At 73.7% G+C, this 26,168-nt stretch carries 27 protein-coding genes; 7 read left to right on the top strand and 20 right to left on the bottom strand.

The annotated features are described in order from the left end of the window. Position 1: 1 nt before the first annotated feature. The 6 genes from eda to AC6H2I_RS04080 all read right to left on the bottom strand — a co-directional run bounded on the left by eda (position 2) and on the right by AC6H2I_RS04080 (position 6,383). Positions 2-628 (bottom strand): bifunctional 4-hydroxy-2-oxoglutarate aldolase/2-dehydro-3-deoxy-phosphogluconate aldolase, encoded by a 627-nt coding sequence (eda, locus tag AC6H2I_RS04105; RefSeq protein ID WP_497499302.1) that lies wholly within the window; start codon positions 626-628, stop codon positions 2-4. After that, positions 625-2,103 carry a mannitol dehydrogenase family protein gene (locus tag AC6H2I_RS04100; protein WP_497499301.1) on the bottom strand — a complete coding sequence of 493 codons (1,479 nt, stop codon included), beginning with the start codon at positions 2,101-2,103 and terminating at the stop codon, positions 625-627. Before AC6H2I_RS04100 ends, eda begins: the two co-directional genes overlap by 4 nt. After that, on the bottom strand, positions 2,100-3,500 hold the full coding sequence (uxaC, locus tag AC6H2I_RS04095; RefSeq protein WP_497499300.1) for a glucuronate isomerase: 1,401 nt from the start codon (positions 3,498-3,500) through the stop codon (positions 2,100-2,102). The genes AC6H2I_RS04100 and uxaC overlap by 4 nt, the downstream gene beginning before the upstream one ends. A gap of 7 nt (positions 3,501-3,507) precedes the next feature. After that, positions 3,508-4,785 carry a TRAP transporter large permease gene (locus AC6H2I_RS04090; RefSeq protein ID WP_497499299.1) on the bottom strand — a complete coding sequence of 426 codons (1,278 nt, stop codon included), beginning with the start codon at positions 4,783-4,785 and terminating at the stop codon, positions 3,508-3,510. After that, complete coding sequence (locus tag AC6H2I_RS04085) at positions 4,782-5,315, bottom strand: TRAP transporter small permease (RefSeq protein WP_497499298.1); 534 nt, start codon at positions 5,313-5,315, stop codon at positions 4,782-4,784. Before AC6H2I_RS04085 ends, AC6H2I_RS04090 begins: the two co-directional genes overlap by 4 nt. Before the next feature lie 84 nt (positions 5,316-5,399). Next, the gene (locus AC6H2I_RS04080; protein WP_497499297.1) at positions 5,400-6,383 is read right to left on the bottom strand and encodes a C4-dicarboxylate TRAP transporter substrate-binding protein; all 984 of its coding nucleotides are present in this window, start codon (positions 6,381-6,383) and stop codon (positions 5,400-5,402) included. Positions 6,384-6,521: 138 nt separating this feature from the next. Here AC6H2I_RS04080 and AC6H2I_RS04075 point away from each other — a divergent pair, with 138 nt between their 5' ends. The 4 genes from AC6H2I_RS04075 to mgrA are packed head-to-tail and all read left to right on the top strand — an operon-like array spanning position 6,522 to position 10,511. Next, positions 6,522-7,256 (top strand): GntR family transcriptional regulator, encoded by a 735-nt coding sequence (locus AC6H2I_RS04075; protein ID WP_497499296.1) that lies wholly within the window; start codon positions 6,522-6,524, stop codon positions 7,254-7,256. Positions 7,257-7,285: 29 nt separating this feature from the next. Further along, positions 7,286-8,491, top strand: a complete 1,206-nt coding sequence (gene manD, locus AC6H2I_RS04070) for a D-mannonate dehydratase ManD (RefSeq protein ID WP_497499295.1) — start codon at positions 7,286-7,288, stop codon at positions 8,489-8,491. A gap of 33 nt (positions 8,492-8,524) precedes the next feature. Next, a complete protein-coding gene (locus AC6H2I_RS04065; protein ID WP_497499294.1) occupies positions 8,525-9,445 on the top strand; it encodes a sugar kinase in 921 nt (306 codons plus the stop codon). Positions 9,446-9,458: 13 nt separating this feature from the next. Beyond that, positions 9,459-10,511, top strand: coding sequence for an L-glyceraldehyde 3-phosphate reductase (mgrA, locus tag AC6H2I_RS04060; protein WP_497499293.1), 1,053 nt, complete (start codon positions 9,459-9,461; stop codon positions 10,509-10,511). A 43-nt stretch (positions 10,512-10,554) separates the two neighbouring features. Here the strand turns inward: mgrA and AC6H2I_RS04055 are convergent, their stop codons facing one another. From AC6H2I_RS04055 to cutA, 3 genes are all read right to left on the bottom strand, one after another. Beyond that, complete coding sequence (locus AC6H2I_RS04055; RefSeq protein WP_497499292.1) at positions 10,555-12,327, bottom strand: tetratricopeptide repeat protein; 1,773 nt, start codon at positions 12,325-12,327, stop codon at positions 10,555-10,557. Between the two features lie 55 nt (positions 12,328-12,382). Then, entirely contained in the window at positions 12,383-13,606 is a 1,224-nt protein-coding gene (locus AC6H2I_RS04050) for an MFS transporter (RefSeq protein ID WP_497499291.1), read from the bottom strand. A 103-nt stretch (positions 13,607-13,709) separates the two neighbouring features. After that, entirely contained in the window at positions 13,710-14,033 is a 324-nt protein-coding gene (gene cutA, locus AC6H2I_RS04045) for a divalent-cation tolerance protein CutA (RefSeq protein WP_497499290.1), read from the bottom strand. A 79-nt stretch (positions 14,034-14,112) separates the two neighbouring features. Here cutA and AC6H2I_RS04040 point away from each other — a divergent pair, with 79 nt between their 5' ends. After that, complete coding sequence (locus AC6H2I_RS04040; RefSeq protein WP_497499289.1) at positions 14,113-14,421, top strand: hypothetical protein; 309 nt, start codon at positions 14,113-14,115, stop codon at positions 14,419-14,421. Between the two features lie 68 nt (positions 14,422-14,489). Then, entirely contained in the window at positions 14,490-15,131 is a 642-nt protein-coding gene (locus AC6H2I_RS04035) for a hypothetical protein (RefSeq protein WP_497499288.1), read from the top strand. Positions 15,132-15,142: 11 nt separating this feature from the next. Here the strand turns inward: AC6H2I_RS04035 and AC6H2I_RS04030 are convergent, their stop codons facing one another. From AC6H2I_RS04030 to AC6H2I_RS04020, 3 genes are all read right to left on the bottom strand, one after another. Continuing rightward, positions 15,143-15,427 carry a hypothetical protein gene (locus tag AC6H2I_RS04030; protein ID WP_497499287.1) on the bottom strand — a complete coding sequence of 95 codons (285 nt, stop codon included), beginning with the start codon at positions 15,425-15,427 and terminating at the stop codon, positions 15,143-15,145. Between the two features lie 193 nt (positions 15,428-15,620). Beyond that, on the bottom strand, positions 15,621-17,309 hold the full coding sequence (locus AC6H2I_RS04025) for a methyl-accepting chemotaxis protein (RefSeq protein ID WP_497499286.1): 1,689 nt from the start codon (positions 17,307-17,309) through the stop codon (positions 15,621-15,623). 56 nt (positions 17,310-17,365) lie between these two features. Further along, the gene (locus AC6H2I_RS04020; RefSeq protein WP_497499285.1) at positions 17,366-18,037 is read right to left on the bottom strand and encodes a hypothetical protein; all 672 of its coding nucleotides are present in this window, start codon (positions 18,035-18,037) and stop codon (positions 17,366-17,368) included. Positions 18,038-18,196: 159 nt separating this feature from the next. Here AC6H2I_RS04020 and AC6H2I_RS04015 point away from each other — a divergent pair, with 159 nt between their 5' ends. Further along, positions 18,197-18,328, top strand: a complete 132-nt coding sequence (locus tag AC6H2I_RS04015) for a hypothetical protein (RefSeq protein ID WP_497499284.1) — start codon at positions 18,197-18,199, stop codon at positions 18,326-18,328. Positions 18,329-18,558: 230 nt separating this feature from the next. Here the strand turns inward: AC6H2I_RS04015 and AC6H2I_RS04010 are convergent, their stop codons facing one another. From AC6H2I_RS04010 to AC6H2I_RS03975, 8 genes are all read right to left on the bottom strand, one after another. Then, the gene (locus tag AC6H2I_RS04010) at positions 18,559-19,056 is read right to left on the bottom strand and encodes a hypothetical protein (protein ID WP_497499283.1); all 498 of its coding nucleotides are present in this window, start codon (positions 19,054-19,056) and stop codon (positions 18,559-18,561) included. Next, positions 19,053-19,952: a shikimate dehydrogenase family protein gene (locus AC6H2I_RS04005; protein ID WP_497499282.1), complete on the bottom strand. Its 900-nt coding sequence runs from the start codon at positions 19,950-19,952 to the stop codon at positions 19,053-19,055. Before AC6H2I_RS04005 ends, AC6H2I_RS04010 begins: the two co-directional genes overlap by 4 nt. Before the next feature lie 126 nt (positions 19,953-20,078). Further along, positions 20,079-20,972: a calcium-binding protein gene (locus AC6H2I_RS04000; protein ID WP_497499281.1), complete on the bottom strand. Its 894-nt coding sequence runs from the start codon at positions 20,970-20,972 to the stop codon at positions 20,079-20,081. 101 nt (positions 20,973-21,073) lie between these two features. Continuing rightward, positions 21,074-21,577 carry a hypothetical protein gene (locus AC6H2I_RS03995; RefSeq protein WP_497499280.1) on the bottom strand — a complete coding sequence of 168 codons (504 nt, stop codon included), beginning with the start codon at positions 21,575-21,577 and terminating at the stop codon, positions 21,074-21,076. After that, positions 21,574-22,113 (bottom strand): hypothetical protein, encoded by a 540-nt coding sequence (locus AC6H2I_RS03990; RefSeq protein WP_497499279.1) that lies wholly within the window; start codon positions 22,111-22,113, stop codon positions 21,574-21,576. The genes AC6H2I_RS03995 and AC6H2I_RS03990 overlap by 4 nt, the downstream gene beginning before the upstream one ends. 159 nt (positions 22,114-22,272) lie before the next feature. Continuing rightward, positions 22,273-22,527, bottom strand: a complete 255-nt coding sequence (locus tag AC6H2I_RS03985) for a hypothetical protein (RefSeq protein WP_497499278.1) — start codon at positions 22,525-22,527, stop codon at positions 22,273-22,275. A 113-nt stretch (positions 22,528-22,640) separates the two neighbouring features. Beyond that, positions 22,641-23,273 (bottom strand): MBL fold metallo-hydrolase, encoded by a 633-nt coding sequence (locus AC6H2I_RS03980; RefSeq protein ID WP_497499277.1) that lies wholly within the window; start codon positions 23,271-23,273, stop codon positions 22,641-22,643. A gap of 41 nt (positions 23,274-23,314) precedes the next feature. After that, the coding region (locus AC6H2I_RS03975) for an AAA family ATPase (protein ID WP_497499276.1) at positions 23,315-26,168 on the bottom strand (2,854 nt) is incomplete at its 5' end.

Here is a 26,168-nt window from a genome sequence, read left to right as displayed (position 1 = left end):
GTCACCCCGCCGCCGCCTCGCGGGCCAGGCGCTCGACCTCCGCCCAGTCGCCCGCACGCACCGCCTCGGCCGGCAGCAGCCACGTGCCGCCGACGGCGAACACGTTGGGCAGGCCGAGGTAGTCGGCCTTGTTGCCGGGCTTGACGCCGCCGGTCGGGCAGAAGCGCACGTCCGGCAGCAGCGGCGCGAAGCCCTGGAGGGCCGGGGCGCCGCCGTTGATGCCGGCGGGGAAGAACTTCTGCTCCACGAAGCCGTGCTCGCGCGCCCGCAGGGCCTCGGTGACGGTGGCGACGCCGGGCAGGTACGGCAGCCCGCTGGCCAGCGCCGCCGCCGCCAGCCCGTCGGTCAGGCCGGGGCTGACCAGGAAGCGGGCGCCGGCGTCGCGGGCGGCGGCGACGTCGCCGGGACGGGTCAGCGTGCCGGCGCCCACCAGGGCGTCGGGCACGGCCTTGGCCATCGCCTCGATGCAGGCCAGCGCCGCCGCGGTGCGCAGGGTCACCTCCAGCGCCTTCAGCCCGCCGGCGACCAGGGCCCGGGCGATCGGCACGGCGGTGGCGGGGTCGTCGATCACCAGCACCGGGATCACCGTGGTGCCGGCCAGCAGGGGTTCGAACCGGGGCAGGGTCATGACAGCTCCTCAACGCAGGCGCCGGCCCCCTTCGCGTACACGCGCTCCAGGGCGTCCGTCACCGCCTGCACGAACAGGGGGTTGCGGGGCAGCGCGTCGCCGAACACCTCGGCCACCCCCAGGAGGGCCGGCGCCAACCGGCCGGCCACCGGGCCGGCCGCGTCGGCCAGCGCCCGCAGCCGGGTGGCCAGGGGATCGCGCACGTCGATCGGCCGCCCCGCCTCGTCGACCCCGGTGACGTAGCGCATCCACGCCGCGACGCCAAGGGCCAGCCGGTCGACCGGGGCACCGGCGGCGAGGCGGTCGGCGATGGTGCCGAGCAGGCGCTGCGGCAGCTTCTGGGTGCCGTCCATGGCGATCTGCCAGGTCCGGTGCTTCAGCGCCGGATTGGCGAAGCGCCGCAGCAGGGCCGCCTTGTAGGCGGCGAGGTCGACGCCCGCCGGCATCGCCAGGGTCGGCGAAACCTCCTCGTCCATCAGGCGGGCGACCAGGCGGGCGAAGGCCGGCTCGGCGATGGTCTGCGCCACCGTCTCGTGGCCCGCGAGATAGCCCAGATAGGCGATGCAGGAGTGGCTGGCGTTGAGCAGGCGCAGCTTCATGGTCTCGAACGGGCGCACGTCGGCGACCAGTTCGGCCCCCTCGCGCTCCCACGCCGGCCGGCCGGCGGGGAAGCGGTCCTCGACCACCCACTGGCTGAACGCCTCGGTCATCACTGGCCAGGCGTCGGCGACGCCCAGCGCCTCCGCCACCGCCGTCCGGTCCGCCTCGGTGGTGGCGGGGACGATGCGGTCGACCATGCTGTTGGGGCACGCCACGGTGTCCTCGATCCAGCGCCCCAGGCCGGGATCGCGCAGCGCCGCGAAGCGCCGCAGGATGCCGGCCGTCACCTCCCCGTTGCCCGGAAGGTTGTCGCAGGACAGCACCGTGAAGGGGGCCACGCCGGCGGCGCGCCGGCGGGCCAGCGCCTCCACCAGGAAGCCGGCGACGGTGCGTGGCCGGCCGGGGCTGGCGAGGTCGGCCTGGATGTCCGGGTGGCGCTCGTCCAGGGCGCCGGTGGAGGGCTCGTGGCAATAGCCCTTCTCGGTCACCGTCACGGTGACCACGCGCACCCCCGGCCGCGTCAGGCGGTCGAGCACGGCGCCCGGGTCCTCCGGGGCCACCAGGGTCTCGGTGAGCGCGCCGACCACCCGCAGGCGCTGGCCGGCGGCGTCGCGCACCGCCACGGTGTAGAGATTGTCCTGGGGGGCGAGGGCGTCGCGGGTGTCGGGGCTGCGCAGGGACACCCCGCAGATCCCCCAGTCGCCGCCGCCGGCGCGGTTCAGCGCGTCCTCGGTGTAGACCGCCTGGTGGGCGCGATGGAACGCGCCCAGGCCGATGTGGACGATGCCGGTGCCCAGCGCGGCGCGGTCGTAGCGTGGGCGCGCCACGCCCTCGGGCAGCTCCGCCAGGGCGGCGGCGTCGAGACGCTTGGTCACAGCTTGTAGGCCTTCTTCGCCAGGGTGTGGGAGAGGGCGACGGCGAGGTCGCGGGCCTCGTCCTCGTCCAGGCGGTGTTCGGCGACCAGCCGGGCCAGGAAGGCGCAGTCGACCCGGCGCGCCACGTCGTGGCGCGCCGGGATCGACGGAAAGGCCCGGGTGTCGTCGTTGAAGCCGACGGTGTTGCAGAAGCCGGCGGTCTCGGTCATGCGCGCGCGGTAACGCATCATCCCCTCCGGGCTGTCGTGGAACCACCAGGCCGGGCCGAGCCGCAGCGCCGGGTAGTGCCCGGCCAGCGGCGCCAGCTCGCGCGCGTAGGTGGTCTCGTCCAGGGTGAACAGGATGATGGTCAGGTCGCGCTCGTTGCCGAAGCGGTCGAGCAGGGGCTTCAGCTCGGCGACGAAGCCGCCGCGCACGGGAATGTCATCCCCGTGGTTGGGGCCGAAGGTGCGGTGCATCCAGGCGTTGTGGTTGCGGTGGACGCCGGGGTGGATCTGCATGACCATCCCGTCCTCCACGCTCATCCGCGCCATCTCCGTCAGCATCTGGGCGCGGAACCGCTCGGCGTCGGCGGCATCGCCGCGGCCGGCGACCACGCGCTCGAACAGGGCGGCGGCGGCCCCCGGGTCCAGGTCGGCGGTGGCCGCGGTGGCGTGGCCATGGTCGGTGGCGGTGGCGCCACAGGCCCGGAAATCGGCGCGCCGCCGCCGCAGGGCGGCGAGATAGCCGGTCCAGGACAGGGCATCCTCGCCGGTCATCGCCCCCAGCGCCTCCAGGTTGGTGCGGAAACCCGGGGTGTCGGGGTCGAGCACGGGGTCGGGGCGGAAGGTGGTGATCACCCGCCCGCCCCAGCCCGAGGCCTGGATCGCCTTGTGGTGGTCCAGCGGGTCGAGCGGCCCCTCGGTGGTCGCCAGCACCTCGATGTTGAAGCGGTCGTAGAGCGCCCGGGGGCGGAACTCGGGCCGCGCCAGGCAGTCGGCGATGCGGTCGAAGATGGCGTCGGCGGTGGCCGGGGCGAGGCGCTCGGTGACCCCGAACACCCGTTCCAGCGCGTACTCCCACCACAGCCGGGTGGGCGTGCCGCGGTAGAGGTGCCAGTGCGCGGCCACGGTGCGCCAGATCGCCCGCGGATCGGTCTCCACCGGCCCGCCGTCGCGGCGGGGAACCCCCAGCCGCTCCAGGGGCACGCCCTGGCTGTACAGCATGCGCAGAAGGTAGTGGTCGGGGATCACCAGCAGGCTGGCAGGGTCGGCGAAGGGCCGGTCCTCGGCGAACCACGCCGGGTCGGTGTGGCCGTGCGGGCTGACGATGGGCAGGTCGCGGACCTCGGCGAAGAGCCGGCGCGCGATGGCACGCGTGGTCGGCTCGGCCGGGAACAGGCGGTCGTCGTGCAGCATCCGGACCTCACATCAGCATGTTCGGCAGGAACAGGACGATGCCCGGGAACAGGGTCAGCACCACCACCAGCGCCAGCACGGCGGCGACGAAGGGCAGGCACTCGACGATGTACTCCTCCACCGGGCAGTCCAGCAGGCTGCACACCGTGTACATGGCCACCCCCACCGGCGGGGTCATCGACCCCAGGGTGACGATGGTCATCATCAGGATGCCGAAGTGGACGGGGTCGACTCCCAGCGGCTGGACGATCGGCAGGAAGATCGGCGTCAGCAGCAGCACCAGCACCGTGCTTTCCACGAACAGGCCGGCGATCAGCAGGAACAGCAGCACCAGGGCCACCACCAGGATCGGCTCGGTGGTGAGCTGGGTCATCGCCGCGGCGATGGTCTGCGGTGCCTGCTCGAAGATGATGGCGTAGCCGACCATGCCGGAGAACAGGATGATCAGCATGATCAGGCCGGTGTCGACCACCGCCTCGCGCAGCGCCTCCAGCATCGCCGCCACCGTCAGCTCGCGGTGCAGCAGGAAGCCGACGACCACGGCGTAGACCACGGCGAAGGCGCCGACCTCCGACGGGGTGAACAGGCCGCCGCGGATCGCCACCAGAAGGGCCAGCGGAAAGAACAGCGCCCACTTGGCGTCGGCGACGGCCCGCCACACCTCGCGGCCGCTCGGGCGGTGGGCCATTTCGGGGCGGTAGTCGCGGCGCCGGGCGATGAGCCACACCGTCACCATCAGCACCACCATCATCAGCAGGCCGGGGACGATGCCGGCCAGGAACAGCCGGCCGATCGACACGTTGCCGACGAACCCGTAGAGGATGAGGCCGAGGCTGGGCGGGATGGTGGCGGTGATGAGGGAGCCCACGGCGATGGTGGCCGAGGTGAAGCCCTTGGAGTAGCCGCGCTGGATCAGGCTGGGCCCGAGGATGCGGGCCTCCATGGCCGCGTCGGCGACGGCGGAGCCGGAGACGCCGCCCATCAGCGTCGACAGCACGATGCAGACCTGGGCCAGCCCGCCGGCCATCCACGACACCAGGACGTTGGAGCAGCCGATCAGCCGGCTGGTGATCCCGGTGCGGTTCATCATGTGACCGGCCAGCACGAAGAACGGCACGGCCAGCAGCGGGAAGCTCTGGGATGCCGTCGCCACCTGCTGCACCCCGATCGCCATCGGCATGATGTCGCTGGTGGCGAAGAAGGTGAAGCCGGCGATGCCGATGGCGAAGGCGATGGGAACGCCCAGCATCATGAGGGCGAAGAAGCTTACGGCCAAGAGCGTCATGGGGCGATCTCCTCAACGGCGGCCCCGGTGGGCGGCACCGTGGCCTGGGCCGGCGCGAACACGGGCTGCGGCCGGCTGCGCAGGCGCCACGCGGTCTGCAGCATCTGCCCCAGCAGCGTGAAGGCGAGCAGCAGGCAGCCGATGGGCACCGCCGAGGTCACGAACGCGTAGCTGATGCCGCTGTCGCCGAACTGGCGTTCCAGGTTCAGCAGGGTCAGGCGGTAGCCGAGCACGGTCATGCTGAGCAGGAAGCCCAGGACGACGGCGCCCAGCACCAGCTCCAGCAGGGAACGGGCGCGGGCCGGCAGGCGCTTGACCAGGTAGTCGATGCCGATGTGGGCGCGCTTGCGCAGCGCAAGGTCGGCGCCCAGGAAGGCGACCCAGACGAACAGGAGCTGGGCGAGATCCACCGACCACACCAGGGGATGGCCGAACCAGCGCATCACCCCCGCGGCGAAGACGAGGACAACGATGACGGCGAGCAGAAGCATGGCAACCGCCGCTTCTGCCTTCGCAAACCATGAGCTCATGGCGGCAGTCCTTCGGGCGCGGGCCGCCCCGTCGCGCGTGCGCTCGGGGGCGGCCCGCGAAAGCGGGGCGGGAAGAGACGGTGCTTACTTCTGCAGCATGGCGTCGACCTGCTTGTGCAGCTCGCCGTAGCCCAGCGTGTCGTAGACCGAGCGGGTCGCCTCGCGGAACGGGGTGACGTCGATCTCGGTCACCGTCATGCCCTCGTCCGCCATCTTCTTCTCATAGTCCAGCAGCGAGGCTTCGGTCCCGCGCGACGCGCTGTCGCCGGCCTTCAGGGCCTCTTCGCGCAGGATCGTGCGGTACTCCGCCGGCAGGGCGTCGAACCAGGCCGCGCTGGTCACCAGGCCGGTGATCAGGTTGATGTGCCCGGTCTTGGTCAGGTGCTTGGTCACCTCGTAGAGGCGCGAGCCGTAGCTGGCGGGGTCCTGCGCCTCGACCGCGTCGATCACCTGCTGCTGGAGGGCGGTGTACACCTCCGACCAGCCCATCGGCGTCGGGGTGGCGCCCATGGCGCGGATCGTCTCCATCCACACCGGCGCGCCCGGGGTGCGCATGCGCACGCCCTGCAGGTCGGCGGGCACCGCCACCGGCTTGTTGGTCAGCAGGTGGCGCTCGCCCTGCCACCAGTTGAAGGACAGGACCTGGTGGCCGGACGCCTTGCGCAGCTTCTCCGCCCACTCCTCGAACAGGGGCGACGTGACGACCTTGCGGATGCCGTCGTAGCCCTGGGCCAGGTAGGGCGCCCCGAGAATGCCGAACTCCTTCACGAAGACGGCGAGCCGGCCGCCGTCGACGACCACGGCGACTCCGGCGCCGGCACGGGCCTGCTCCAGGACGTCCTCGTCCTTGCCGAGCTGCGAGCCGGGGAACAGGCGGACGGCGACGTTGCCGTCGGTGCGCTTCTCGACGGCGGCCTTGAACTCCTCCAGGCCCTTGAAGAGCGGGTCCTGGGGCTGCAAGGCGGTGTTCACACTGAGCGTGTGGTCGGCGGCGTACGCGCCGCCGGCGAGCGTGGCCATCGCGAGTCCCAGCGTTGCGGCGCGCCAGGTGCGGGTGATGAAGCTCATGCCGGATCCTCCCTAGAGGGGTGCCTGAACCGTCTCAGGCATTGTTGCTATGACCCTGGTATGGTAGTATAGCAGAATGATGTTGGCAATGCCCTTTCGACGGTGCAAGATGTGGGCAACCAAACGGGGAGGAGTGGAATGCTGGAGAGACTGGAACCGGATTCGGGCGAACCCGTGGCGCGGCGCGTCTACAAGGCATTGCGCCAGGCGATCGTCACCATGCAGTTCAGCCCCGGCCAGCCGCTCTCCGAGCAGGAGGTCGCCACCCGCATGGGGATCAGCCGCCAGCCCGTCCGCGAAGCCTTCATCAAGCTGAGCGAAGCCGGGCTGGTGTTGATCCGCCCCCAGCGCGGCACCTTCGTCGTCAAGATCTCGGTCAAGCAGGTGATGGACGCCCGCTTCGTGCGCGAGGCGGTGGAACTGGCGGTGGTCGGCAAGGCCGGCGAAGGCCTGGCGGCCGACGTCCTGGCCGCGCTGCGGACCAACCTCGACGCCCAGCGCACGGCCGCCAACGACCGTCGCCCGGAGCGGTTCCTGGAGCTGGATGAGGCGTTTCACCGCACCCTGGCGCTCGGCATCGGCTGCGAGTACGCGTGGCGGGTGGTGGAGGAAACCAAGGCGCAGATGGACCGTGTGCGCTACCTCAGCCTGCCCAACGCGACGCCGCTCGACCGCCTGATCACCCAGCACGAGATGGTGTTCGACGCCATCGCCGCGCGCGATCCGGCCGGCGCCGCCACGGCCATGCGCCTTCATCTGCGCGAGATCCTCACCTCGCTGCCCGAACTGGAGCAGCGGTTCCCCGACCTGTTCGACCACGACGACGCGGTGCTCTCCCCGATCGCACCCACCTCGGCGGCCGCCGTCGCCTGACCGGCCGTCCCCCACCGGAGCCCACCCCCATGAAGATCCACAGCGCCTCGGTCATCGTCACCTCCCCCGGGCGGAACTTCGTCACCTTGAAGATCGTCACCGACGAAGGGATCTACGGCATCGGCGACGCCACGCTGAACGGCCGCGAGCTTGCGGTGGCCAGCTACCTCACCGACCACGTCATCCCCTGCCTGATCGGCCGCGACCCGCACCGCATCGAGGACACCTGGCAATACCTCTACAAGGGCGCCTACTGGCGCCGCGGGCCGGTGACCATGGCCGCCATCGCCGCCGTCGACACGGCGCTGTGGGACATCAAGGCCAAGGCCGCGGGCCTGCCGCTCTACCAGCTGCTGGGCGGGGCGAGCCGCGCCGGCGTCATGGTGTACGCCCACGCCAACGGTCGTGACGTGGCCGAGACGGTGGACCGGGTCGGCGAGTACATCGAGAAGGGCTACAAGGCGGTCCGCGCCCAGTCCGGCGTGCCCGGCCTGGCCGGGGTCTACGGCGTCGCCAAGGGCAAGTTCTACGAGCCGGCCACCCGCGGCCTGCCCGAGGAATCGGTGTGGTCGACCGAGGCCTATCTCGACTTCGTGCCGGCGCTGTTCGAGGCGATCCGCACCCAGCACGGCATGGGGACGCACCTGCTGCACGACGTGCACCACCGTCTGACGCCGATCGAGGCGGCGCGGCTGGGCAAGTCGCTGGAGCCCTACCGTCTGTTCTGGATGGAGGACCCCACCCCGGCCGAGAACCAGGAGGCGTTCCGGCTGATCCGCCAGCACACCACGACTCCGGTGGCGGTCGGCGAGGTGTTCAACAGCATCTGGGACTGCAAGGACCTGATCCAGGAGCAGCTGATCGACTACGTCCGGGCCTCGGTGGTCCACGCCGGCGGCATCACCCACCTGCGCCGCATCGCCGATCTCGCCGCCCTCTACCAGGTGCGCACCGGCTGCCACGGCGCCACCGACCTGTCGCCCGTCTGCATGGGCGCCGCCCTGCATTTCGGCCTGTGGGTGCCGAACTTCGGGGTGCAGGAGCACATGGCCCATTGCCCGGAGACGGACGCCGTGTTCCCCCACGCCTACCGCTTCGAGGACGGCTACATGCACCCCGGCGAGGTGCCCGGCCACGGCGTCGACATCGACGAGGAGCTGGCCGCCACCTACCCCTACAACCCCGCCTACCTGCCGGTCGCCCGGCTGGCCGACGGCACCTTGTGGAACTGGTGATGACGGGACGGACCCCGGGGACCCTGTGACGCCATGAGCACCCCCCGTGTCGCCGTCATCGGCGAATGCATGCTGGAGATCGTCGACGCCGGCCCCCAGGACGGTCCGGGCGCGGCCCGATTCGGGTTCGGCGGCGACACCCTCAACACCGCGGCCTACCTGGCCCGCGAAGGGGTGGAGGTGGAGTATCTGACCGATCTCGGCGACGACCCCTACAGCGACTGGCTGCTGGAGCGCTGGCAGGCCGAGGGAATCGGCACACGGCACGTCGGCCGCCGCGCCGGCGGGCGGCCCGGCCTCTACGTCATCCGCACCGACGAGCACGGCGAGCGCCGGTTCTTCTACTGGCGCGACACCGCGGCGGTGCGGCGCATGCTGGACGACGGCACGGAGCGGCTTGCGGCGGGGCTGGAGGGGGCCGGCGTGGTCTACCTGTCCGGCATCACCCTGTCGCTGTTCGAGCCGCCCCGGCGCGCCGACCTGATGGAGGCGCTGGCGCTGGCCCGCGGCCGCGGCGCCCTGGTCGCCTTCGACACCAACCACCGCCCCGCGGGCTGGCCCTCCACCGCCGCCGCCGGCGAGGCGATGGCGGCCGTCTTCGCGGCCTGCGACATCGCCCTGCCCTCGCTGGAGGACATGCAGGCCCTCTACGGCGACGCCACGCCGGAGGCGGCGCTCGACCGGCTCGCCGGATTCGGCGTCGCCGAGGCCGTGGTCAAGGCCGGCCCCGCGGGCTGCCTGGTGCGCGGCGCCTACGGCGGCGTCCACGCCGTTCCGGTGCCGGAGCGCATCGATCCGGTTGACACCACCGCTGCCGGTGACAGCTTCAACGCTGCCTACCTCGCCGCCCGGCTGCGCGGCCTGCCTCCCGCCGCGGCGGCGATGGCCGGTCACCGGCTGGCCGGCCTGGTCATCCGCCACCGCGGCGCCATCATGCCGCGTGGCGTCCAGTAAGACAGGGAAGACCATGACCAACGCCTATCTGGCCGATTCCGCCCGCTACGAGCGCATGACCTACCGCCGCTGCGGGCGCAGCGGCCTCGACCTGCCGGCGATCTCGCTCGGCCTGTGGCAGAACTTCGGCGGCACCGACGTGTTCGAGACCGGCCGCGCCGTGCTGCGCCGCGCCTTCGACCGCGGCGTCACCCATTTCGACCTCGCCAACAACTACGGCCCTCCCCCCGGCTCGTCCGAGGAGAACTTCGGCAAGATCCTCGCCACCGACTTCCGCGCCCACCGCGACGAGCTGATCATCTCCACCAAGGCGGGCTACGACATGTGGCCCGGCCCCTACGGCAACTGGGGCTCGCGCAAGTACCTCACCGCCAGCCTGGACCAGAGCCTGACGCGCATGGGGCTGGAGTACGTCGACATCTTCTATTCCCACCGGGTCGACCCGCGCACGCCGCTCGAGGAAACCATGGGGGCACTGGACCACGCGGTGCGTCAGGGCAAGGCGCTCTACGCCGGCATCTCCTCCTATTCGCCCGAGATGACCCGTCGCGCCGCGGCCATCCTGAAGGACCTCGGCACGCCCTGCCTGATCCACCAGCCCTCCTACTCCATGCTGAACCGCTGGGTGGAGAACGGGCTGCTCGACACCCTGGGCGAGCTGGGAATCGGCTGCATCGCCTTCTCGCCGATGGCCCAGGGCCTGCTGACCTCGAAGTATCTGAACGGCATCCCCGCCGACGCCCGCGTGACCAAGGGCCGCACCTTCAAGGACCATTTCCTCACGCCGGAGAACCTGGAGCACATCCGGGCGCTCGACGCCATCGCCCGGCGGCGCGGCCAGACCCTGGCGCAGATGGCCATCGCCTGGGTGCTGCGCCATCCCCAGGTGACCACGGCGCTGATCGGCGCGCGCACGGTCCAGCAGCTCGACGACTCCCTCGACGCCCTGAAGGTGACGGCGTTCACCGACGAGGAGCTGCGCGAGATCGACACCCACGCCGTCGACAGCGGCATCGACCTGTGGCGCGCCTCCTCGACCTCCGAGGCGCCGGCCGGCGGCGCGTGACCCCGCGGGCGGCGGCGGCCGGGTTCCGGCCCCCCCCCCCCGCCTATTTTTCGCCGATGAAGCGGACCCAGGGAAAGTCCAGCCAGTCGAACCAGTGCACCGCCGGACCGCCGCCACACCGCGCCGCCGCATCGAGGACGCAGAACGGCGCCGCCTGGTCGAGCATCCAGTATCCCCGGCCGTCGCGCAGATAGGCCGCCACATAGGCCGCCGTGCGCTCCAGCCACGCCCGCCCGCCTCCGGTCGGCTGCACCCACACGAAGCACACCACGATCTCCCGGGTCGGGCCGCGCCGGCGGCCGTCGCGCAGCAGGCCGACGTCGCAGCCCGCCAGGACGGGGGCGAGGCCGGCCAGGTCGGCGCGCAGGACGGCGTCGGCGTCGACCTGCACCACCGCCCGGCCGCTTCGGCCGACCAGTTGGTGCAGGCGCAGGAAGCGGATGCACGCGTAATAGGTGGTGCGGCGGTGGCGGTCCCAGCCGGCGAAGTCGACCCGCTCGCGGCTGTACCCCAGCGGCAGGCGGGCGCGCCAGCCGGCCAGGGCGGCGTCGGTGGCGGGCGAGGGGTCGATGACGTGGACGTGCACCGCAGCGGCGCCATGGGCCGCCACCGAGTCCAGCAGCGCCCCCGCGAAGCGCCGGAAATAGCCGTCGTCGCAGGCGACGAACAGCAGCGGGCCCGCCCCCGCCGGCGCCTCGAAGACCCACTCCGCCGCCGCGAACTGCGCCAGACGGTCATCGGCCGGCGGCAGCGACGCGATGATGTCCGGCTCGGGGCGCACCAGCGACCAGGTCCGCAGCTCGAAATCCTCGGCGCGCTCCGCCGGGGTGAAGCGCCGGGCGAAGCGGCGCATCAGGCGGGCCGCCCGGTCGCAGCGCCCCCGCCGGTAGAGATGGTAGGCGATGGCCGCGGCGGCGCGGCTGTCGCGCGGGTCGCGGCGCAGCGCCGCCGGTGCGGCGCGGGCGGCCGCGGCGACCGCCGCGTCGTCGGCGTGGCCGGCCTGGAGCAGCTTGAGGGCGGCCCCGATCAGCGCCTCGCCGGCCGCCGCGTGGCGCCGGTCGACCCGCAGCGCGCGGCGCAACCCGGCAAGCCCGCGGGCGACGCCGGCCAGGTCGAGGGGCCGGCCGGCGACCACCGCCTGGTCCATCCCGGCGGCGGCCAGAGCGGCGACCGCGCCGTTGTGCAGAGCGTCGGCGAGACCGGGCTCCAGCGCCAGGGCCTGGGCGTAGAGGCGGCGCGCGGCGTCGGGACGGCCCAGCGCGGCCTCGGCGTTGGCGCGGTTGATGCGGGCGTCGGCGCGCAATGGCGCGAGCGTGCTGGCGTTGGCGAAGCACACGGCCGCGTCGGCGCGCCGGCCCAGCGCCAGCAGCGCGGTGCCGAGGTTGTTCCAGGCGTCGGGAAAGGCGGCGCGGTGGGTCACCGCCTGGTGGTAGCGGGCCGCCGCCGCCGCCGCCTCGCCGGCGGCGAGGTGCAGATTGCCGAGATTGTACGCCGCCTCGGCCAGCGCCGGGTCGACCGCCAGCGCCCGGGCGAAGGCGCGGGCGGCGGCGTCGGTGGCGCCCACGGCGCGCAGCGCCAGCGCAAGGTCGTTCAGGAAATCACCGTCCCCGGGGGTCAGCGCCAGGGCGCGGCGCACCAGGGCGGCACCGCCGGCGGGGTGGCCGCGCTGGCATTCCAGCGCGCCCAGCAGGTGCAGGGCGTCGGCGTGGTCCGCCCGGGCCCGCAGCACGGCGCGGTAGAGCCCTTCCGCCTCGGCCAGCCGGCCGGCCTGGTGGTGGCCGACGGCGGTGGCCAGGGCGTCGCGAAGGGAAACCATGGACGCTGTCTAGCGCAGCGGCCACGCCGCCTCCAGCGAAACCGGAGGCGGCGGCTCAGTCGCCGCCGCCGGCCGCCGCCGCGCCGACCGGCACCGGCGCGCCGTCGGCGGCGCGCTCGCCCGGCAGCAGCAGCGCCGCCAGGAAAGCGACGCCGACCAGCAGCGACAAGGTGGCGTACAGCATCTGGAACCCGGCGAACCGCTCGTAGGCGTAGGCCACCATTTGGATCGCGACGGGCCCGGCGCCGAAGGACAGGATGAACTTGGCGCCGAACGCGAGCCCGCGGTGACGGTCCGGGGTGAAGCGGGCGAGCAGCATGCTCTCCGCCGGGATCTGCACCTGGGAGGCGATCACCACCAGCGCCGCGGCGCCCACCAGCGGAACCCCGGCGAGCACCGCCAGCGCCGCCATCAGCGGCACCTGGGCCAGCAGGCACAGCAGGTAGATGCGCTTGACCGGGTAGCGGTCGGCGAGATGGCCTCCGATCAGCTGCGGGATGGCCGCCGTCAGGTAGACCGCGGTGACCAGACCGCCGATCCCCAGCGTGCCCTCCCCCACCAGCCCGGACAGCCGGTCCTCGAACAGCTTGGGCAGCACCACCTGCATGGCGCTGAACATCAGGCCGGCGCACACCATCGTCACCGACAGCACGAGGAAGGCCCGCATGGCGTCGCCGCGCCGGGGTGCGGGCTGCGGCGCCACGTCGCCATGGCGGTCGACCACCAGCCCGGCGGCGATGCACGCCGCCAGCGCAACGCCCAGCGCCAGGCTGGCCGCGCCGGGCAGGATGAACGCCGCGCGCCAGCTCCACAGCTCGGTCAGCCCGCCGGCGACCACCGCCGCCAGGGCGACGCCGACGGTGCCGAAAAGGCCGAGGTAGCCCAGCGCGCTGCCACGGTTGGCGGCGTTCTTGACGATCCAGGACATGCCGATGGGATGGTAGATCGACGCCCCCAGCCCCATCACCGCCAGGGCGACCCACAGGGCGTCCGGCCCGTCGGCCAGCCCCGCGGCGACCGCGCCGACCCCGGTGACCAGGAAGAAGATCGCCATCATCCGCGAGTCGCTCCAGCGGTCGCCCAGCCAGCCCGCCAAAGGCGCGGCCAAGCCGATCAGCAGCGCCCCCAGGGTCCACAGCCGGATCAGGTCGTCGTAGGGAAGCGACCATTCCCGCTCGAGCACCAGCACCACGGTCATGAACAGCCCGGTGACGACGTGCATCAGGGTGTGCCCGACCCAGGCGAATCCCACCGCGAGGCGGGCGGACGTGTCGGTCATCGAGCGGCTCCGTGCGGCACTGGAGACGACGACGATCTCACGCGGTGCGACAAAGGGTCCATTGCGGTCGCCGCATGGCGGGCATGCCGCGCCGGCCGCCCCCTCAGGAGACCGCGTCGCGCAGCCAGCCAAGATAGGCGGGATCGCCGCGCCCGGCCGGCCAGGCGACGATGCAGGGCACGTCGTAGCTGTGCAGCGTGCGCACCCGCGCCGCCAGACCCTCGAAGAGGTCGGTCGCGGTCTTGGCGATGAACGCCACCTCCGCCGCCGTCTCCACCGCGCCGTCCCAGCGGTAGATCGCCGTCATCGGGCCGAGGATGTTCACGCAGGCCGCCAGCCGCTCCTCCACCAGGGTGCGGCCGATGGCCTCGGCCTCCTGGTGCGAGCCGGCGGTCATGTAGACGATGACGATGCCCTGGTCGCTCATCCCGTCCCCCGGGGTAATGCAAACGCCACGGATTGTCTCTAGACTGCCCCGACTTTGCCACAGCCACGCCGAGCCGCCGATGCCGACGACGCCCCGCCGCGCAAGCCGCCGCACCCCCTCCGACGGCGAGGCGGCGTGGCTGCGCCGCGGCCTTGACCAGCCCGGCGGCAAGCTGCCCCTGTTCGATGAGGACGGGCAGCGGGTCGGCGCGCGGCTGGTCCGCGCCTGCCTGCGTCAGGGCTGGGCGGAGCACTGGTTCGCCAACCCGTTGAAGCCGGACTGGCTGGTGTGCCGCCTGACCGCCGCGGGGCGCGACGCCCTGTTCGCCCGCACCCGGGTCATCGCCGTGGACTTCCGCCGCACCGGCGCCGAGTTGGCCAGCGAGTGACATTCCCCCTGTCAGGGCTCGGTTGCTTCCATAGCATGCCAGGCATCGCCGAACGGAAGGAGCCCCCCATGCGTCGTATCCTGCGCGCGACCGCGGTCGCCACCGTCGTCAACCTGGCCGCCCTGGGCCTCGCCGCAGGCCCGGCGGCGGCCCAGGAGGCCGCGCCCGCCCCCGCCCCCACCACCGCACCCATCACCGCCGCACCCACCGCCGCGCCGGCGCCACCGGCACCGATGGGCTGGGTCGCCGTCCTGTGGCAGCCGGTCGCCGACTGGACGGCGTGGCTCGTCCAGTGGACGGAGGCGGGCGAGCGCATCGTGGTGGCCGACGTCGACCGGCTCGCCAAGCGGCTTGTCGAGGACGCCGACGCCTTCGAAGCCCTGGTGGAGGATGCCGGCTTCTCCGTGAACACCATCGGCGTCGGCCTGGGCCCGTTGCCCGCCGTGACGCTGGACCTCGATTTCGAGCGGCGCCTGAGCGCCGAGGAGCGCGCCGCCCTGCTGGCCCGCGTCGCCGCCACCGACGGCGTCTGGGGCATCCTGGAGCGCCGCCTCGTCGACATCATGCTGGCGGCGGCCGACACCGAATACGCGGCGGAGCGGGAGTCCGGCTACGGGCTGTCGGGGCTGGAGATCGAGGCCGACCTCATTCCCGAGGCGACCCTGATCCTCGGCCCGCGGGCCGAGCGGCAGACCACCGCCCTGCGGTAGGCAGCGGTCCCCTACGCGCGGCCGGCCGTGGTGCCGCCGGCCCGCTCGATGGCGCCGAGGCGCTGGCGGATTCGGGCGTCGACCCGGTCGACCACGGCCGCGGCGGCGGCCTCGGCCATGCCGCGCCGCGCCAGCAGTGCCAGCGTCACCCGGCGGTAGCCGACGAGGGCGGCGTCGCGCAGGTCGTGGGGCAGTCCGGCGAGGTGGGCGGCCAGGCGGTCGGCCACCTCGTCGCCCGCCGGGGCGACCGCCGCGGAGGGATGGCCGGCACGGGGCGAATCGGAATGCGTCTGCATGCGGGTCTCCATGATCGGAAGACCCGAGATGGGGAGGCCGGGCGCGGCCGGCACGGGCCCCGGTGGGGCATCGCCGAACGCCCTGCCCCGCCCGACCGAGACGCCTCCGACGACCTGCCGGGGGCGCCCGCATCACCCCGGGCGGTGAGGCCGGGCGCGGTGCGGGTCGCCCGGCGGGGTTAGGACACCGGGATCAGGCGGCGAGAATGCCGTGCAGGAAGGTCTGCACCTCCTGGCGCAGCTCGTCGGACTGGCGGCTCAGCCCTTCGGCGGCGTCCAGCACCTGCTTGGCGGCGTCGCCGGCGTGGCCGGCGGCCTGGGTCACCGCGCCCACGTTCTGCGAGACCTCCTCGGTGCCCTGCGCGGCCTGGTGGACGCTGCGGGCAATCTCCTGGGTGGCCGCGGTCTGCTCCTCGACGGCACCGGCGATGGCGGTCGCCACCTCGTCGATGTCGGTGATGGTGCGGCCGATGCTGTGGATCGCCTCCACCACGCCGCCCGTCGACTGCTGCATGGCCGACACCTGGGCGGCGATCTCCTCGGTCGCCTTGGCGGTCTGGTTGGCCAGGCTCTTGACCTCCTGGGCGACCACGGCGAAGCCCTTGCCGGCCTCGCCGGCGCGCGCCGCCTCGATCGTGGCGTTCAGCGCCAGAAGGTTGGTCTGGCTGGCGATCGAGTTGATGAGGGCGACCACCTCGCCGATCTTCTGGGCGGACTCGTTCAGCGCACCGACGGAGGCGTTGGTCGCCTCGGCCTCGCGCACGGCGCGGCGGGCGATGTCGGTGGACCGGGAGACCTGGGCGGCGATCTCCTGCAGCGTGCTCGACATCTCCTCCGTCGCCGTCGACACGGTCTGGACGTTGGCCGAGGTCTGCTGGGCGGCGCAGGCCGAAGCGGTCGCCTGGCGGCTGGTCTGGTCGGCGATGCTGGCCATCTCGTGCGCGGTGCCGTCGAGTTGGCGGGCGGCGCTGCCGACGTTGCCGAGGATGCCCTGGACGGTGGCCTCGAAGTTCCGCACCAGGGCGTCCAGCGTCGTCGCGCGCTTGGCCGCGGCGGCGTGCTCGGCGACCTGCTCGGCGGCGAGCCGCTCGGCGCGGATGGCGTTCTGCTTGAAGACCTCCACGGCGTGGGCCATCGCCCCGATCTCGTCCTTGCGGTCCAGGCCGACCACCTCGACCGCCCGGTCACCGTCGGCGAGGCGGCGCATGCGCTCGGTCATGTCGACGATGGGCCGCGCGATCAGCTGCTTCGCCAGGACGGCGATCACCAGGCCAAGTAGCAGCACCACGCCGACACCGGCGCCGACGGCGACGTAGGTGGTGGAGAACGCCGCCTGCTCCGCCTCGTCGAGGAGGGCCAGCTTGATCTTCTCGGCCGCGGCGATCTCCCCCGCCGCGGCACGGATCGGGTCGGTGTGGGTGTCGCTGGCCCCCACGGCCTCCAGCATCCGGGCCTCGTTGACGGTGTCGGGATGGCGCATCAGCGCGATCTGCCGCTGGACCAGTTCGGTGTCCCAGCGCGCCATCCGTGCGGCGATGTCGTCGAGGCGGGCCTTCTGCTGCGCGTCGCCGGCGACGAGCGATTGCAGGCGCCCCAGCGTCTCGCCGGTGCGGCCCTGGGCCTCGCGGTAGGGCTCGAGGTAGCGCGGATCGCCGCTCAGCAGGAAGCCGCGCAACGCCACCTGCTGGTGCGCCAACGCGGCGACCAGCCGGTCGGACTCGTCGACGACCTGGTACCCGATCGCGGTGGCGGCGACACTGTCGTCGATGACGGTCACCTGGGTGAAGGAGACCGCGCCCATCCCGGCGGTCGTCAACAGCACCGCCATAACCCCGCCGATCACCTTCGTGGCGATCTTCAGATCGTTGATCCGCTTGAACATCGTGGCCTCCGCGCCCTCGTTCGTTTCTCGTTTGCCCACGTTCGCACCCGGTCCCGTCAGCTCTTGGCCCGCGCCGCCCGGCGCTCCGCCAGTTCGTCCAGGTCGACCTCGAAGGTCACGGCGCCGATCGGCGCGCCGGTGTCGGGGTCGACGACCGTCAGGTCGACCTGCTGGCGACGGGTGCCGGTCGCCTCGTCAACCTCGACCTCCGCGCGGTTCACGGCGTCCGGCCCAACCAGGAAGGTCTTCTGGAACTTCGCCTCGTCGCCCTGCCAGTAGTCGGAGGTGACGCTGCTCTGGCCGACGTTCAGGCCACGGTTGTCGGCCACGAAGGTTTCGGTGATCAGCCCGAGGGACTCCGCCTTCACCTTGATCAGGTAGTTGGACAGCGGGCTGCCCATGAGCTGCGCGATCAGCGGCTGCTCCGCGGCCTTGGTCTCGGCCCGCCAGCGCTGGTCCAGGGCGTCGATCGCCGCCTGGTCGAGCGCCGCGTGGCGCTCGTTCTGGGCGCGCACCGCAATCAGCACGACGGGCTTGGCGACGATCGCACGGAACTCGGCGATCAGATCGTCTCCGATCGCCCCGGCTTCGGTCGCCCCGGCTTGGGCCGGCGCGGCGAGAACCGCCGCCACAAGGGCGGCGCAGCGGACGCCACGGGTCCAGCGACTGCGGACGGAGCGGCCGACGCTGGCCGCGGGCGCACAGCGCAGGGAGCGGTTTGACTCCATGTTCGGGGCCTCGACGAATTGAAATCCAGCGGACCCTACCATCCTAAATGTTAACAAGGGTTTTCTGTTTTAGGCGAATCCGAAGTTTTCGTAGTGATTTTCCAGTGTGCGGAATACCGCATCCCTGTCTAGCGCTTACCCTTCCAGGACAATGCTGCCATGGAATCGATCATGCTCAAAATGCAGCGGGGACATCAGCGCGATATCAATTGCCGTTTGCAGGAGTCGCTTGATATCGCGGCGCGTTTTGCACATGCACACTTTAGCGATACATCATTACTTACGCGTTGAAATGAAATTTCGTCGATATTGTTTGAGTCGCCAGCAAAGCAGGGGGCGGCGTGCCGGGAGGACGCGCGGCGGCGTCGTGCCAGGGGGGGGCGCGGCGCCCGCCAGCCCGGTGTCGGGGCGCGGATGGGAAGCCGGAGGCGCCCGGGGCGGTCCGGACGGCGGCCCCGGCCCCGGGGGCCCGGCCGGTGATCAGCCGGGCGGCGGCGCGGCGGCGGCGATGGCCCTGCCTCTTAGCCGACCACGCCGAAGTCGAGCGGGGCGCCGGCGGCGAGGTCGTAGAGGGCGGACCGCCCGATCAGGCGATCGGCGAAGGCGGCGCCGACCCCGGTGCCGCCCAACTCCTCCGCCAGGTCACCGGCCGCCAGGACCGCGCCCCGGCGCAGGGGCCGCGCCGCCCGCAGCGTCCGACGGTCGCGCACCAGCAGGTCGAGGCGGGCCAGCGGCGACGGCATGAAGACCACGTCCCCGGCCGGGCGGTGGCGCATCGCCGCCTCGAGCGCCGCCAGCTCGGTGCACACGAACCCGACCCGCGCCCCGCCCGCGGCGAACACCGGGCGCCGCGGGTCGTCGATCGGCACCAGCACGTCGTAGCGCCCGGCCAGATCGACGTCGTCGCCGACCAGCGTCTCGTCGAACCTGTCGGCCCAGCCCGGCAGGGCGGCGAGGTCGGCCAGCGCCGCGGCGGTGCACACCAGGATGGTCCTGACCGGGGGCCGCACCATGGTCACCGCGCCGCCTCCGCCATGATGGCGCGCAGGGCCGCCCGGTCCGGCCCGCACGGGCAGGCCTTGGCGAAGGCGATGACCGCCTGGTCCAGGTTCATGCCCACGCCGTTGGCCGCCGCCAGGCCGCGCCCGCGCGCCGCCGACAGGAGCACCGTCTCCGCCGGCTGGTAGATGATGTCGTAGACCAGCCCGCCGGCCGGCATGCAGGCCAGCAGCGCCGGCGTGTCGGCGCCCAGCGGGCTGCCGGCCGGGCCGTTGGCGAAGCCGACGGTGCTGGCGTTGATCAGCACGTCGGTGGCGGCCAGCGCCGAGCCGTCGACCGGCCAGCCGGCAACGGCGACGCCATGCCCGAGGACGACCGCCAACGCCTCGGCCCGCGCCGCGGTGCGGTTGGCGAGGGTGAGCGACGCCACCCGGCCGGCCAGGAAGGCGGCCACGGCGGCACCGGCGCCGCCGGTGCCGAGCAGCAGCACCCGCGCCCGGGACAGCCCGCCGCCGATCATCTCCTCGAGCTGGGCCAGCGCACCGGCACCGTCGGTGTTGGCGCCGACCAGCGCGTCGCCGTCGCGGTACAGGGCGTTCACCGCGCCGATGGCCGCCGCCTCCGGCTCGACACGGTCGAGGAGCGGCACGATCGCCTGCTTGTGGGGCATGGTCACCGCACCACCCAGGAACCGCGCATCCGCCTTCAACGCGGCGACCACCGTGGCCAGGCGGTCGCCCCGGACGTCCATCGGCACCATGCGGGCGTCCACGCCGCCCGCCGCGAACGCCGCGTTCCACAGCAAGGGCGACCGCGCCCCCTGCGACGGGGTCAGGCCGAGGATCGCCGCGTAGCGGGCGGTGTCGAGCGTGACCGGGTTGTCGATCAGGTCGGGGAGAAGCGCTTCGGTCGGCAACGGCTGGCAACCCTGCGGCAAGGAATCCTGGACGGCGGCGTCGAGCGCCCGTGGTAGCGCGCCGCGCCGCGCGGATCAAGCGTGACGCGCCGGCGGCGGGCGCACCGGCGACGCCGGAGGCACGCGTCAGCCGGCGAGGAACCAGTCGTTGGTGATCTGCCCCGACGCGACGCCCTTCAGCGTCAATGTGTCGCCCGTGGCGAGCTGGAGCACGGCGTCGCCGGCGCCGCTGCTGGTGATCGTGTAGTCGCCCCCGCCCACCAGCTGGATGCGGTCGCCGGCGGACATGTTGAAGTCGACCACCGTGTCGTGGCCGGCGCTGGCGTGGAAGACGAACACGTCGTTGCCGGAGCCGCCGATCAGGAGGTCGTCGTCGCGGTTGCCGAACAGCCAGTCGTTGCCGTCACCGCCGCTCAGCGTGTCGGCACCCTGGCCGCCGAACAGGGTGTCGGCGCCGGTGCCGCCGTTCATCTGATCGCTGGCGATCTGCCCGTAGAGCACGTCCTCGTTGTCGTCGCCGAACAGCGCGTCGCTGCCCTGGCCGCCGAACAGGGTGTCGGCCCCGGAGCCCCCGTACAGCACGTCCTCGCCCTGGTTGCCATAGAGCTCGTCCTCGAGCGCCGCACCATAGAGGGTGTCGTTGCCGCTGTTGCCGGCGAGCCGGTCGGAGTAGGACCAGCCATACATGACGTCGTTGTAGATGTAGATGTCCTGATCGCTGAACGACCCGGAGAACAGGTCGCGCCAGGACAGCGTCAGCTCGGACACGGTGGCCGTCGGGATGTTGTCGACGAAGCCGTACTCGATGCGGCTGATCGTTCCGGTGATGCTGGAGACGTCCTGGGTACCGCTGAACGTGCCGAAGTAGGCGTTCACCGAGGTGGTGCCGCCGGCGGTCTCCTGCAGGATGATCTTGTCGCTGGTGAAGAGAAGGAAGGTGGCGCTGCCGGGGGCGATGTCGTCGGTATCGGTGTTGTCGAGGCTGTTCTGGTTCAGCGGCGTCACCGCAAGCCTGGCCATACCGGATCTCCCATCCATTCCGCGTCTGCGTTGCAATGCTTATAAAATGCTATGATTCTCCTGTCCAGTTCGCCGCATGGACACGGTGCCGCCGCCGCGGGTCAATGCACCGTGGGCGCGGCGCGATGGGTCGCCGTCCATGACGGAACCGCCGCCGCCGGGATGCCGCGGCGGTCCGGCACCTTGAGGCCGCAGTCCAGCAACACCGTCGCCAGCGCCCGCAGCGCCGGGGCGGCCCGGCGGGCGCCGGCCGGCGGCAGCAGGGTGCGGGTCAGGAACAGGGCGGTCGTCGGCTCGCCGGCCTGATGCAGGGCCAGCAGATCCAGCAGAAGCCGTTCGTCGTCGCTCAGGGCCGGGCACTGCGGCGCGTGCGCCGCGAATCGGCGCTCGGCGCCACCCGCCGCGGCGAGCATCGTCATCGCCGTGTCGAGGGGCGGCACCACCGCGCTGGCCATCGCCTGGCGGAAGGCGGCGGCGATCGCGGGCAGCAGGGCGGCGCCGGTGCGCGCCCCGGCGAACCACGTCCGCACGCCCCACACGACCAGACGCTCCGCCGGAGTCAGCCCGGCCTGGGCGGCGGTGCCGTCGATGCGCGGCGCGCTCACGGCGCGGCACCCGACGGCGCGCGCAGGACCGGCCCGGCGGAGGCCGCGCGGCGGGACTGGAGGTCGCGGTCGGGGCACCGCAGCGCCAGGCCGGCCTCGCGGAGGGCGGCGGCGAAGGCGCCCAACGGCTGGCGCACCCGCCGGCAGGCGCGCGGCGCCAGCAGCGGCCGCAGCGTCAGCAGCGGGTCCACGCCGGGCGTCTGGGCGATGGCGACGGCGTCCACCAGACGCGCCTCGTCGACGGTCAGCCATGGCGAGTGGATCGGCGCCAGGGCGATGGCCCGGCCGGCGCCGTCGGCGATGGTCGCCATCAGCGTGTCGAGCAGCGCCGCCGCCGCGCCGCCGCCCGCCGTGTCGAACACGTCGGCGCGCCGGGTGGCGGAGGGGTCGTCGTCGGCCGTGCTCAACCACAGGCGCATCGCCCAGACCACGAAGCGGTTGGCGAAGGGCAGATCCTCCCAAAGCAGCGACGCCGCGGCGCAGGGGGCGGCGGTGCCGGCAGGGACGGCGGTGGCGGTCGTATGGCTTCCACTCATGGGGCGGTGCCTCCGGTCGAGGGATCGGTCGCGATATGTGAATGCGACGCGTTCGCATATCGCGACCGTCCTACAGGACGGCGGCGCCCCGGTCAACCGAGCATATGCAAGTGCGACTTACTCGCAGTGCGGCATCCCGTCGGGTGGGATGGAGCCGGATCAGGCGCGGCCGAGCCGGGCTCCGCCGCACGCCATGGCGGCGAGGCGGGCCCGGATCGTGCGCACGGTCATGGCGGCCAGGGCCGCGGCCTCCGCGCGCGGCACGCCGCGACCGACCAGCAGCTCCTCCATCAGTCCGTCGTAGACCTCCAGCGCCATCGCCTGCACCGCCTCGGAGTGGCCGGTGAGGGTGAGGGCCACGTCCGCGGCGACGGCCGCGGCGACCGCCTCGGCGGCATGGGACAGCGACGTCATCGGTTTCCCGCCGTTGCGGCGGCCCCTCTGTGGTCCGGGACCCTCATGATAGCCGCGGCCGGTGGCGGCGCGGCGGTGACAAGGGACGGCCGGGCCTTCACCCCCCTTCGCCGTCAGCCGGCGATGAAGGGGTTGTGGCGGCGTTCCGCGCCCAGGGTGGACATCGGGCCGTGGCCGGGAATGAAGGCGACGTCGTCGCCCAGCGGCAGGACCTTGGTGCGGATGGCGTCGATGAGCGCCGCGTGGTCGCCCCTGGGGAAGTCCGTGCGGCCGACGGAGCCCTGGAACAGCACGTCGCCGACCACCGCCAGCTTCGACGGGGCGTGGTGGAACACCACGTGGCCGGGCGTGTGGCCCGGGCAGTGGAGCACGGCCATGGTTTCGTCGCCGACGGTGACCGTGTCGCCCTCGACCAGCCAGCGGTCGGGGGTGAAGCCGCGGGTCGGCGGGAAGCCGAACATCTGGCACTGCATGGGCAGGCCGTCGATCCAGAACCGATCCTCCTCGTGCGGGCCCTCGATCGGCAGGCCGAAGCGCGACGCCAGCTCGGCGACGCCGCCGACGTGATCGAGATGGCCGTGGGTGAGCAGGACCTTCTCCAGGGTCACGCCGGCCCGCGCGACCGCCGCGACGATGCGCTCCACGTCGCCCCCGGGGTCGACCACCGCCGCCCTCATGGTGGCCTCGCACCACAACAGGCTGCAGTTCTGCTGGAACGGCGTCACGGGAACGATGGCGTACTTCATGCCGGAACCCTGGTGGTGGAGCGGAGAGGCTGCCCGCGACCTTACGCGGCGGCGCTGCCGGACGGCAAGGGCGCGTCGGCCACGGCCAGACCGGGCGCCGCGCCCTGGGTGACCGACACGCCGCTGCGCCCGCCCCCCGACGGCGTCACCCGGACCTGCACCCCGATGCGGTCGACCAGGGCCGGGACGTGGCTGATCACCCCGACCTGCCGGCCCGACGCCTGCAACGCCTCCAGGCACGACAGGGCGACGTCGAGGCTGTCGGGGTCGAGGCTGCCGAACCCCTCGTCGATGAACAGGGTGCCGATCCCGCCGGCGGACATCCCCCCGGGCGACCCGGCCACGCCCGCCGCCATGGACGACAGCCCCAACGCCAGGGCCAGCGACACCAGGAACATCTCGCCCCCGGACAGGCTGTGGACGCCACGCAGCTCGTCGGCCATCTCGCGGTCGACGACCTGGATCTCCAGGTCGGCGCCCGACACCCGCTCCAGCCGGTAGCGCCGCGCCAGCTCCTCCAGATAGCGGTTGGCGTGCCCGAGCAGGACGTCGAGGCTGAGGCTCTGGGCGAAGTTGCGGAACTTCTGCCCGTTGTGGGAGCCGATGACCTGGGCCAGCGCCGCCCACACCCCGTGCCGGTCCGCCTGGACCCGCCACGCCGCGTCCAGGCCGGCGCGGAGGTCCCGGTTCGCCGCGTCGCCGCGCAGCCGTGCCTCGCGTTCCGCCAGGCGCCCACGCGCGGCGTCGAGGTCCGCCGTGGCGGCGGCCAGCGCCGCCTCCGCCGCGGCCGGATCGCCGTCCACCGCGGCAGCGGGGTCGCCGCGGTGTTCCACGCGCAGCCGCCGCCGCTCGGCGCAGAGCACCACGGCCTCGCGTTCGGCGGCGTCCAGGTCGGCCAGCGCCCGGTCCTCGCCGGCCAGCCAGGCGTCGTCGCGCGCCAGCCGCCCGCGCGCCTCGTCGACGGTCAGACCGCGCGCCGCGGCGCGTTCGGCCAGCGTCGCCGCCGCCTCGGCCGCCTCCGCCGCGGTGCGGTGCGCCGTTTCGGCGCGGGTGGACCGCTCCTGCTCGGCGGCGGACAGCCGGGCGGCGGCGCCCTGGCGTTCCTGGGCGGCCGCGTCCAGCGCCCGGTCCGCCGCCTGGCGGGCGTCCGCCAGCTCCCGCTTGACCACCAGCACCGGACGCCCGTCGAGCACCCCCGACCGTTCGGCGCGCAGCCCCGCCAGGCGGTCGTCCAGGGCCGCGGCGCGAGCCCGGGCGCGCTCCTGGGCGGCGGCGGCGGCCTGCGCCTCGGCCGCCTTGGCCGCCGCCGCCGCGGCGCGCTCCGCGGCGGTGCGCTGGCGGGCGGCGAGGGCGTCGCGGTTGCGCAGGAAGGCGGCGGCGCGCTCGGCGTAGCCGGTGCGGAAGGCGGCGGCGTCGCGGCGCAGCGCGTCCTGCCAGTGCGCCACCCCGGCGAACGGCGCCGCCAGCTCGGCCAGCGACTCCGCGACGTCGCGCTCCGCCCGCTGGCGCTCCGCCACCGCCAGGGCGTGGGCGTTGCGCGCCCGCTCCAGGCGGTGGCGGGCCTCGTCCAGCGCCGCGCCGGCGGCGGTGCAGGCGGCCTCGCGCCCGCGGTGCGTCTTGACCGCCCCGTCGAGCCGGCGGGCGTGGTCCAGGGCTGCGGCCTCCGCCGCCGCCAGCGCGCTCAGCTCGGCGTCGGCGGCGGCCAGCCGCTCGGCGACCGCGGCGGCGGTGCCGGCCCCCCAGGGGTCCGCAGGGAAGGGCCGGCCGGCCAGGGCCTCGGCCCACCGGCCGGCCAGGGTCGCGCGCTCGCCGTCCAGTGCGGCCCGGCGCTCGTCGAGAGCGGCCATGCGGTCGCGGGCGGCGCGGCCGGCCGCTTCGTGCCCGCCATGGGCCCGGACCAGACGGTTCACCGCGTCGCGCAGGGCCGCCACGCGGGCGGACTGGTCGTCGGCGAGGCGGGACAGGGCGCCGCCGGCCTCCGCCCAGGGATGCTCGCCGGCGCCACAGACCGGGCAGGGCGCGCCGGGGGTGAGATGGGCGCGCAGGCCGGCCACGTCCTCGCGCCGCGCCAGGTGCAGGCGGTGCAACGCGTCCTCCGCCTCGCCCAGCGCCGCCTGCTGCCGCTCCAGCTCGGCCTTCGCCGTGGCGGCCTGCTCGTCCTCCTCGCGGGCGGCGGCGCGCTGCTGGTCCTGCTCCGCCGCCGCCGCCGCCGCCTCGCCGGCCAGGCGCGCCGCCGCCTCGGCGAGGCCGGACAGACCGGACAGGGCGTCGCGCTCGCGCGTCGCCGTGCCGCGCCGCCGGCTCACCGCGTCCAGGGCCGGCACCTCCTCGCCCTGGACCGCGGCGAGGTCGGCCGCGGCGTCGTCCCGGGCGTCGCGGGCGCCATCGCGCGCCCGCGTCCGCTCCGCCACCTCGGCGTCCAGGTCGGCCACCGTGCCGGCCAGCGCGGCCAGTCCCGAGGCGCCATCGCCCAGCACGCCCTGGGCCTGGGCGTAGCGCGACAGCACCGCCTCCCAGCGCCCCCACTGCTCGGCCACCGGGGCGAGGGTGGCGTGGCGGGCCAGCCACTGCGCCAGCCGCCCGGCCTCCTCGGTGAGCGCGGCGGCGGCGTCCTCCAGGGCACCGCGCTCCTCCTCCCTGGCACGACGGTGGCCGGCCGCCTCCTCGTGCTCGGCCGCGGCGGTGCGGTGCTCGCCGGCCAGGGTGTCGATCTGCCCGTCGAGCGCGGCGGCGCGCTCCAGCATCGGCTCCGCCGCCGCCTGGGCCGCGCCGGCGGCGTCGCAGGTGCGCCGCGCCGCGGCGTGCCCCTCCTCCGCCCGCGCCAGCGCCACGCGGGCCGCGTCGAGCCCGGTCCCGGCACGCCCGTGGGCACCCGCCGCCTCGGCGGCGGCGGCG

It is taken from the genome of Azospirillum sp. NS33 (assembly GCF_059703765.1).
The sequence above is the reverse complement of the archived record's forward strand: the minus strand, read 5'-3'. Positions and strand labels throughout refer to the sequence as shown.

Excerpts from the sequence above, each read along its gene's own strand:
- eda (WP_497499302.1), bottom strand. The coding sequence starts at position 628 with ATGACCCTGCCCCGGTTCGAACCCCTGCTGGCCGGCACCACGGTGATC.
- uxaC (WP_497499300.1), bottom strand. The coding sequence starts at position 3,500 with ATGCTGCACGACGACCGCCTGTTCCCGGCCGAGCCGACCACGCGTGCC.
- AC6H2I_RS04090 (WP_497499299.1), bottom strand. The coding sequence starts at position 4,785 with ATGACGCTCTTGGCCGTAAGCTTCTTCGCCCTCATGATGCTGGGCGTT.
- AC6H2I_RS04085 (WP_497499298.1), bottom strand. The coding sequence starts at position 5,315 with ATGAGCTCATGGTTTGCGAAGGCAGAAGCGGCGGTTGCCATGCTTCTG.
- AC6H2I_RS04080 (WP_497499297.1), bottom strand. The coding sequence starts at position 6,383 with ATGAGCTTCATCACCCGCACCTGGCGCGCCGCAACGCTGGGACTCGCG.
- AC6H2I_RS04075 (WP_497499296.1), top strand. The coding sequence starts at position 6,522 with ATGCTGGAGAGACTGGAACCGGATTCGGGCGAACCCGTGGCGCGGCGC.
- manD (WP_497499295.1), top strand. The coding sequence starts at position 7,286 with ATGAAGATCCACAGCGCCTCGGTCATCGTCACCTCCCCCGGGCGGAAC.
- AC6H2I_RS04065 (WP_497499294.1), top strand. The coding sequence starts at position 8,525 with ATGAGCACCCCCCGTGTCGCCGTCATCGGCGAATGCATGCTGGAGATC.
- mgrA (WP_497499293.1), top strand. The coding sequence starts at position 9,459 with ATGACCAACGCCTATCTGGCCGATTCCGCCCGCTACGAGCGCATGACC.
- AC6H2I_RS04055 (WP_497499292.1), bottom strand. The coding sequence starts at position 12,327 with ATGGTTTCCCTTCGCGACGCCCTGGCCACCGCCGTCGGCCACCACCAG.
- AC6H2I_RS04050 (WP_497499291.1), bottom strand. The coding sequence starts at position 13,606 with ATGACCGACACGTCCGCCCGCCTCGCGGTGGGATTCGCCTGGGTCGGG.
- cutA (WP_497499290.1), bottom strand. The coding sequence starts at position 14,033 with ATGAGCGACCAGGGCATCGTCATCGTCTACATGACCGCCGGCTCGCAC.
- AC6H2I_RS04040 (WP_497499289.1), top strand. The coding sequence starts at position 14,113 with ATGCCGACGACGCCCCGCCGCGCAAGCCGCCGCACCCCCTCCGACGGC.
- AC6H2I_RS04035 (WP_497499288.1), top strand. The coding sequence starts at position 14,490 with ATGCGTCGTATCCTGCGCGCGACCGCGGTCGCCACCGTCGTCAACCTG.
- AC6H2I_RS04030 (WP_497499287.1), bottom strand. The coding sequence starts at position 15,427 with ATGCAGACGCATTCCGATTCGCCCCGTGCCGGCCATCCCTCCGCGGCG.
- AC6H2I_RS04025 (WP_497499286.1), bottom strand. The coding sequence starts at position 17,309 with ATGTTCAAGCGGATCAACGATCTGAAGATCGCCACGAAGGTGATCGGC.
- AC6H2I_RS04020 (WP_497499285.1), bottom strand. The coding sequence starts at position 18,037 with ATGGAGTCAAACCGCTCCCTGCGCTGTGCGCCCGCGGCCAGCGTCGGC.
- AC6H2I_RS04015 (WP_497499284.1), top strand. The coding sequence starts at position 18,197 with ATGGAATCGATCATGCTCAAAATGCAGCGGGGACATCAGCGCGATATC.
- AC6H2I_RS04000 (WP_497499281.1), bottom strand. The coding sequence starts at position 20,972 with ATGGCCAGGCTTGCGGTGACGCCGCTGAACCAGAACAGCCTCGACAAC.
- AC6H2I_RS03990 (WP_497499279.1), bottom strand. The coding sequence starts at position 22,113 with ATGAGTGGAAGCCATACGACCGCCACCGCCGTCCCTGCCGGCACCGCC.
- AC6H2I_RS03985 (WP_497499278.1), bottom strand. The coding sequence starts at position 22,527 with ATGACGTCGCTGTCCCATGCCGCCGAGGCGGTCGCCGCGGCCGTCGCC.
- AC6H2I_RS03980 (WP_497499277.1), bottom strand. The coding sequence starts at position 23,273 with ATGAAGTACGCCATCGTTCCCGTGACGCCGTTCCAGCAGAACTGCAGC.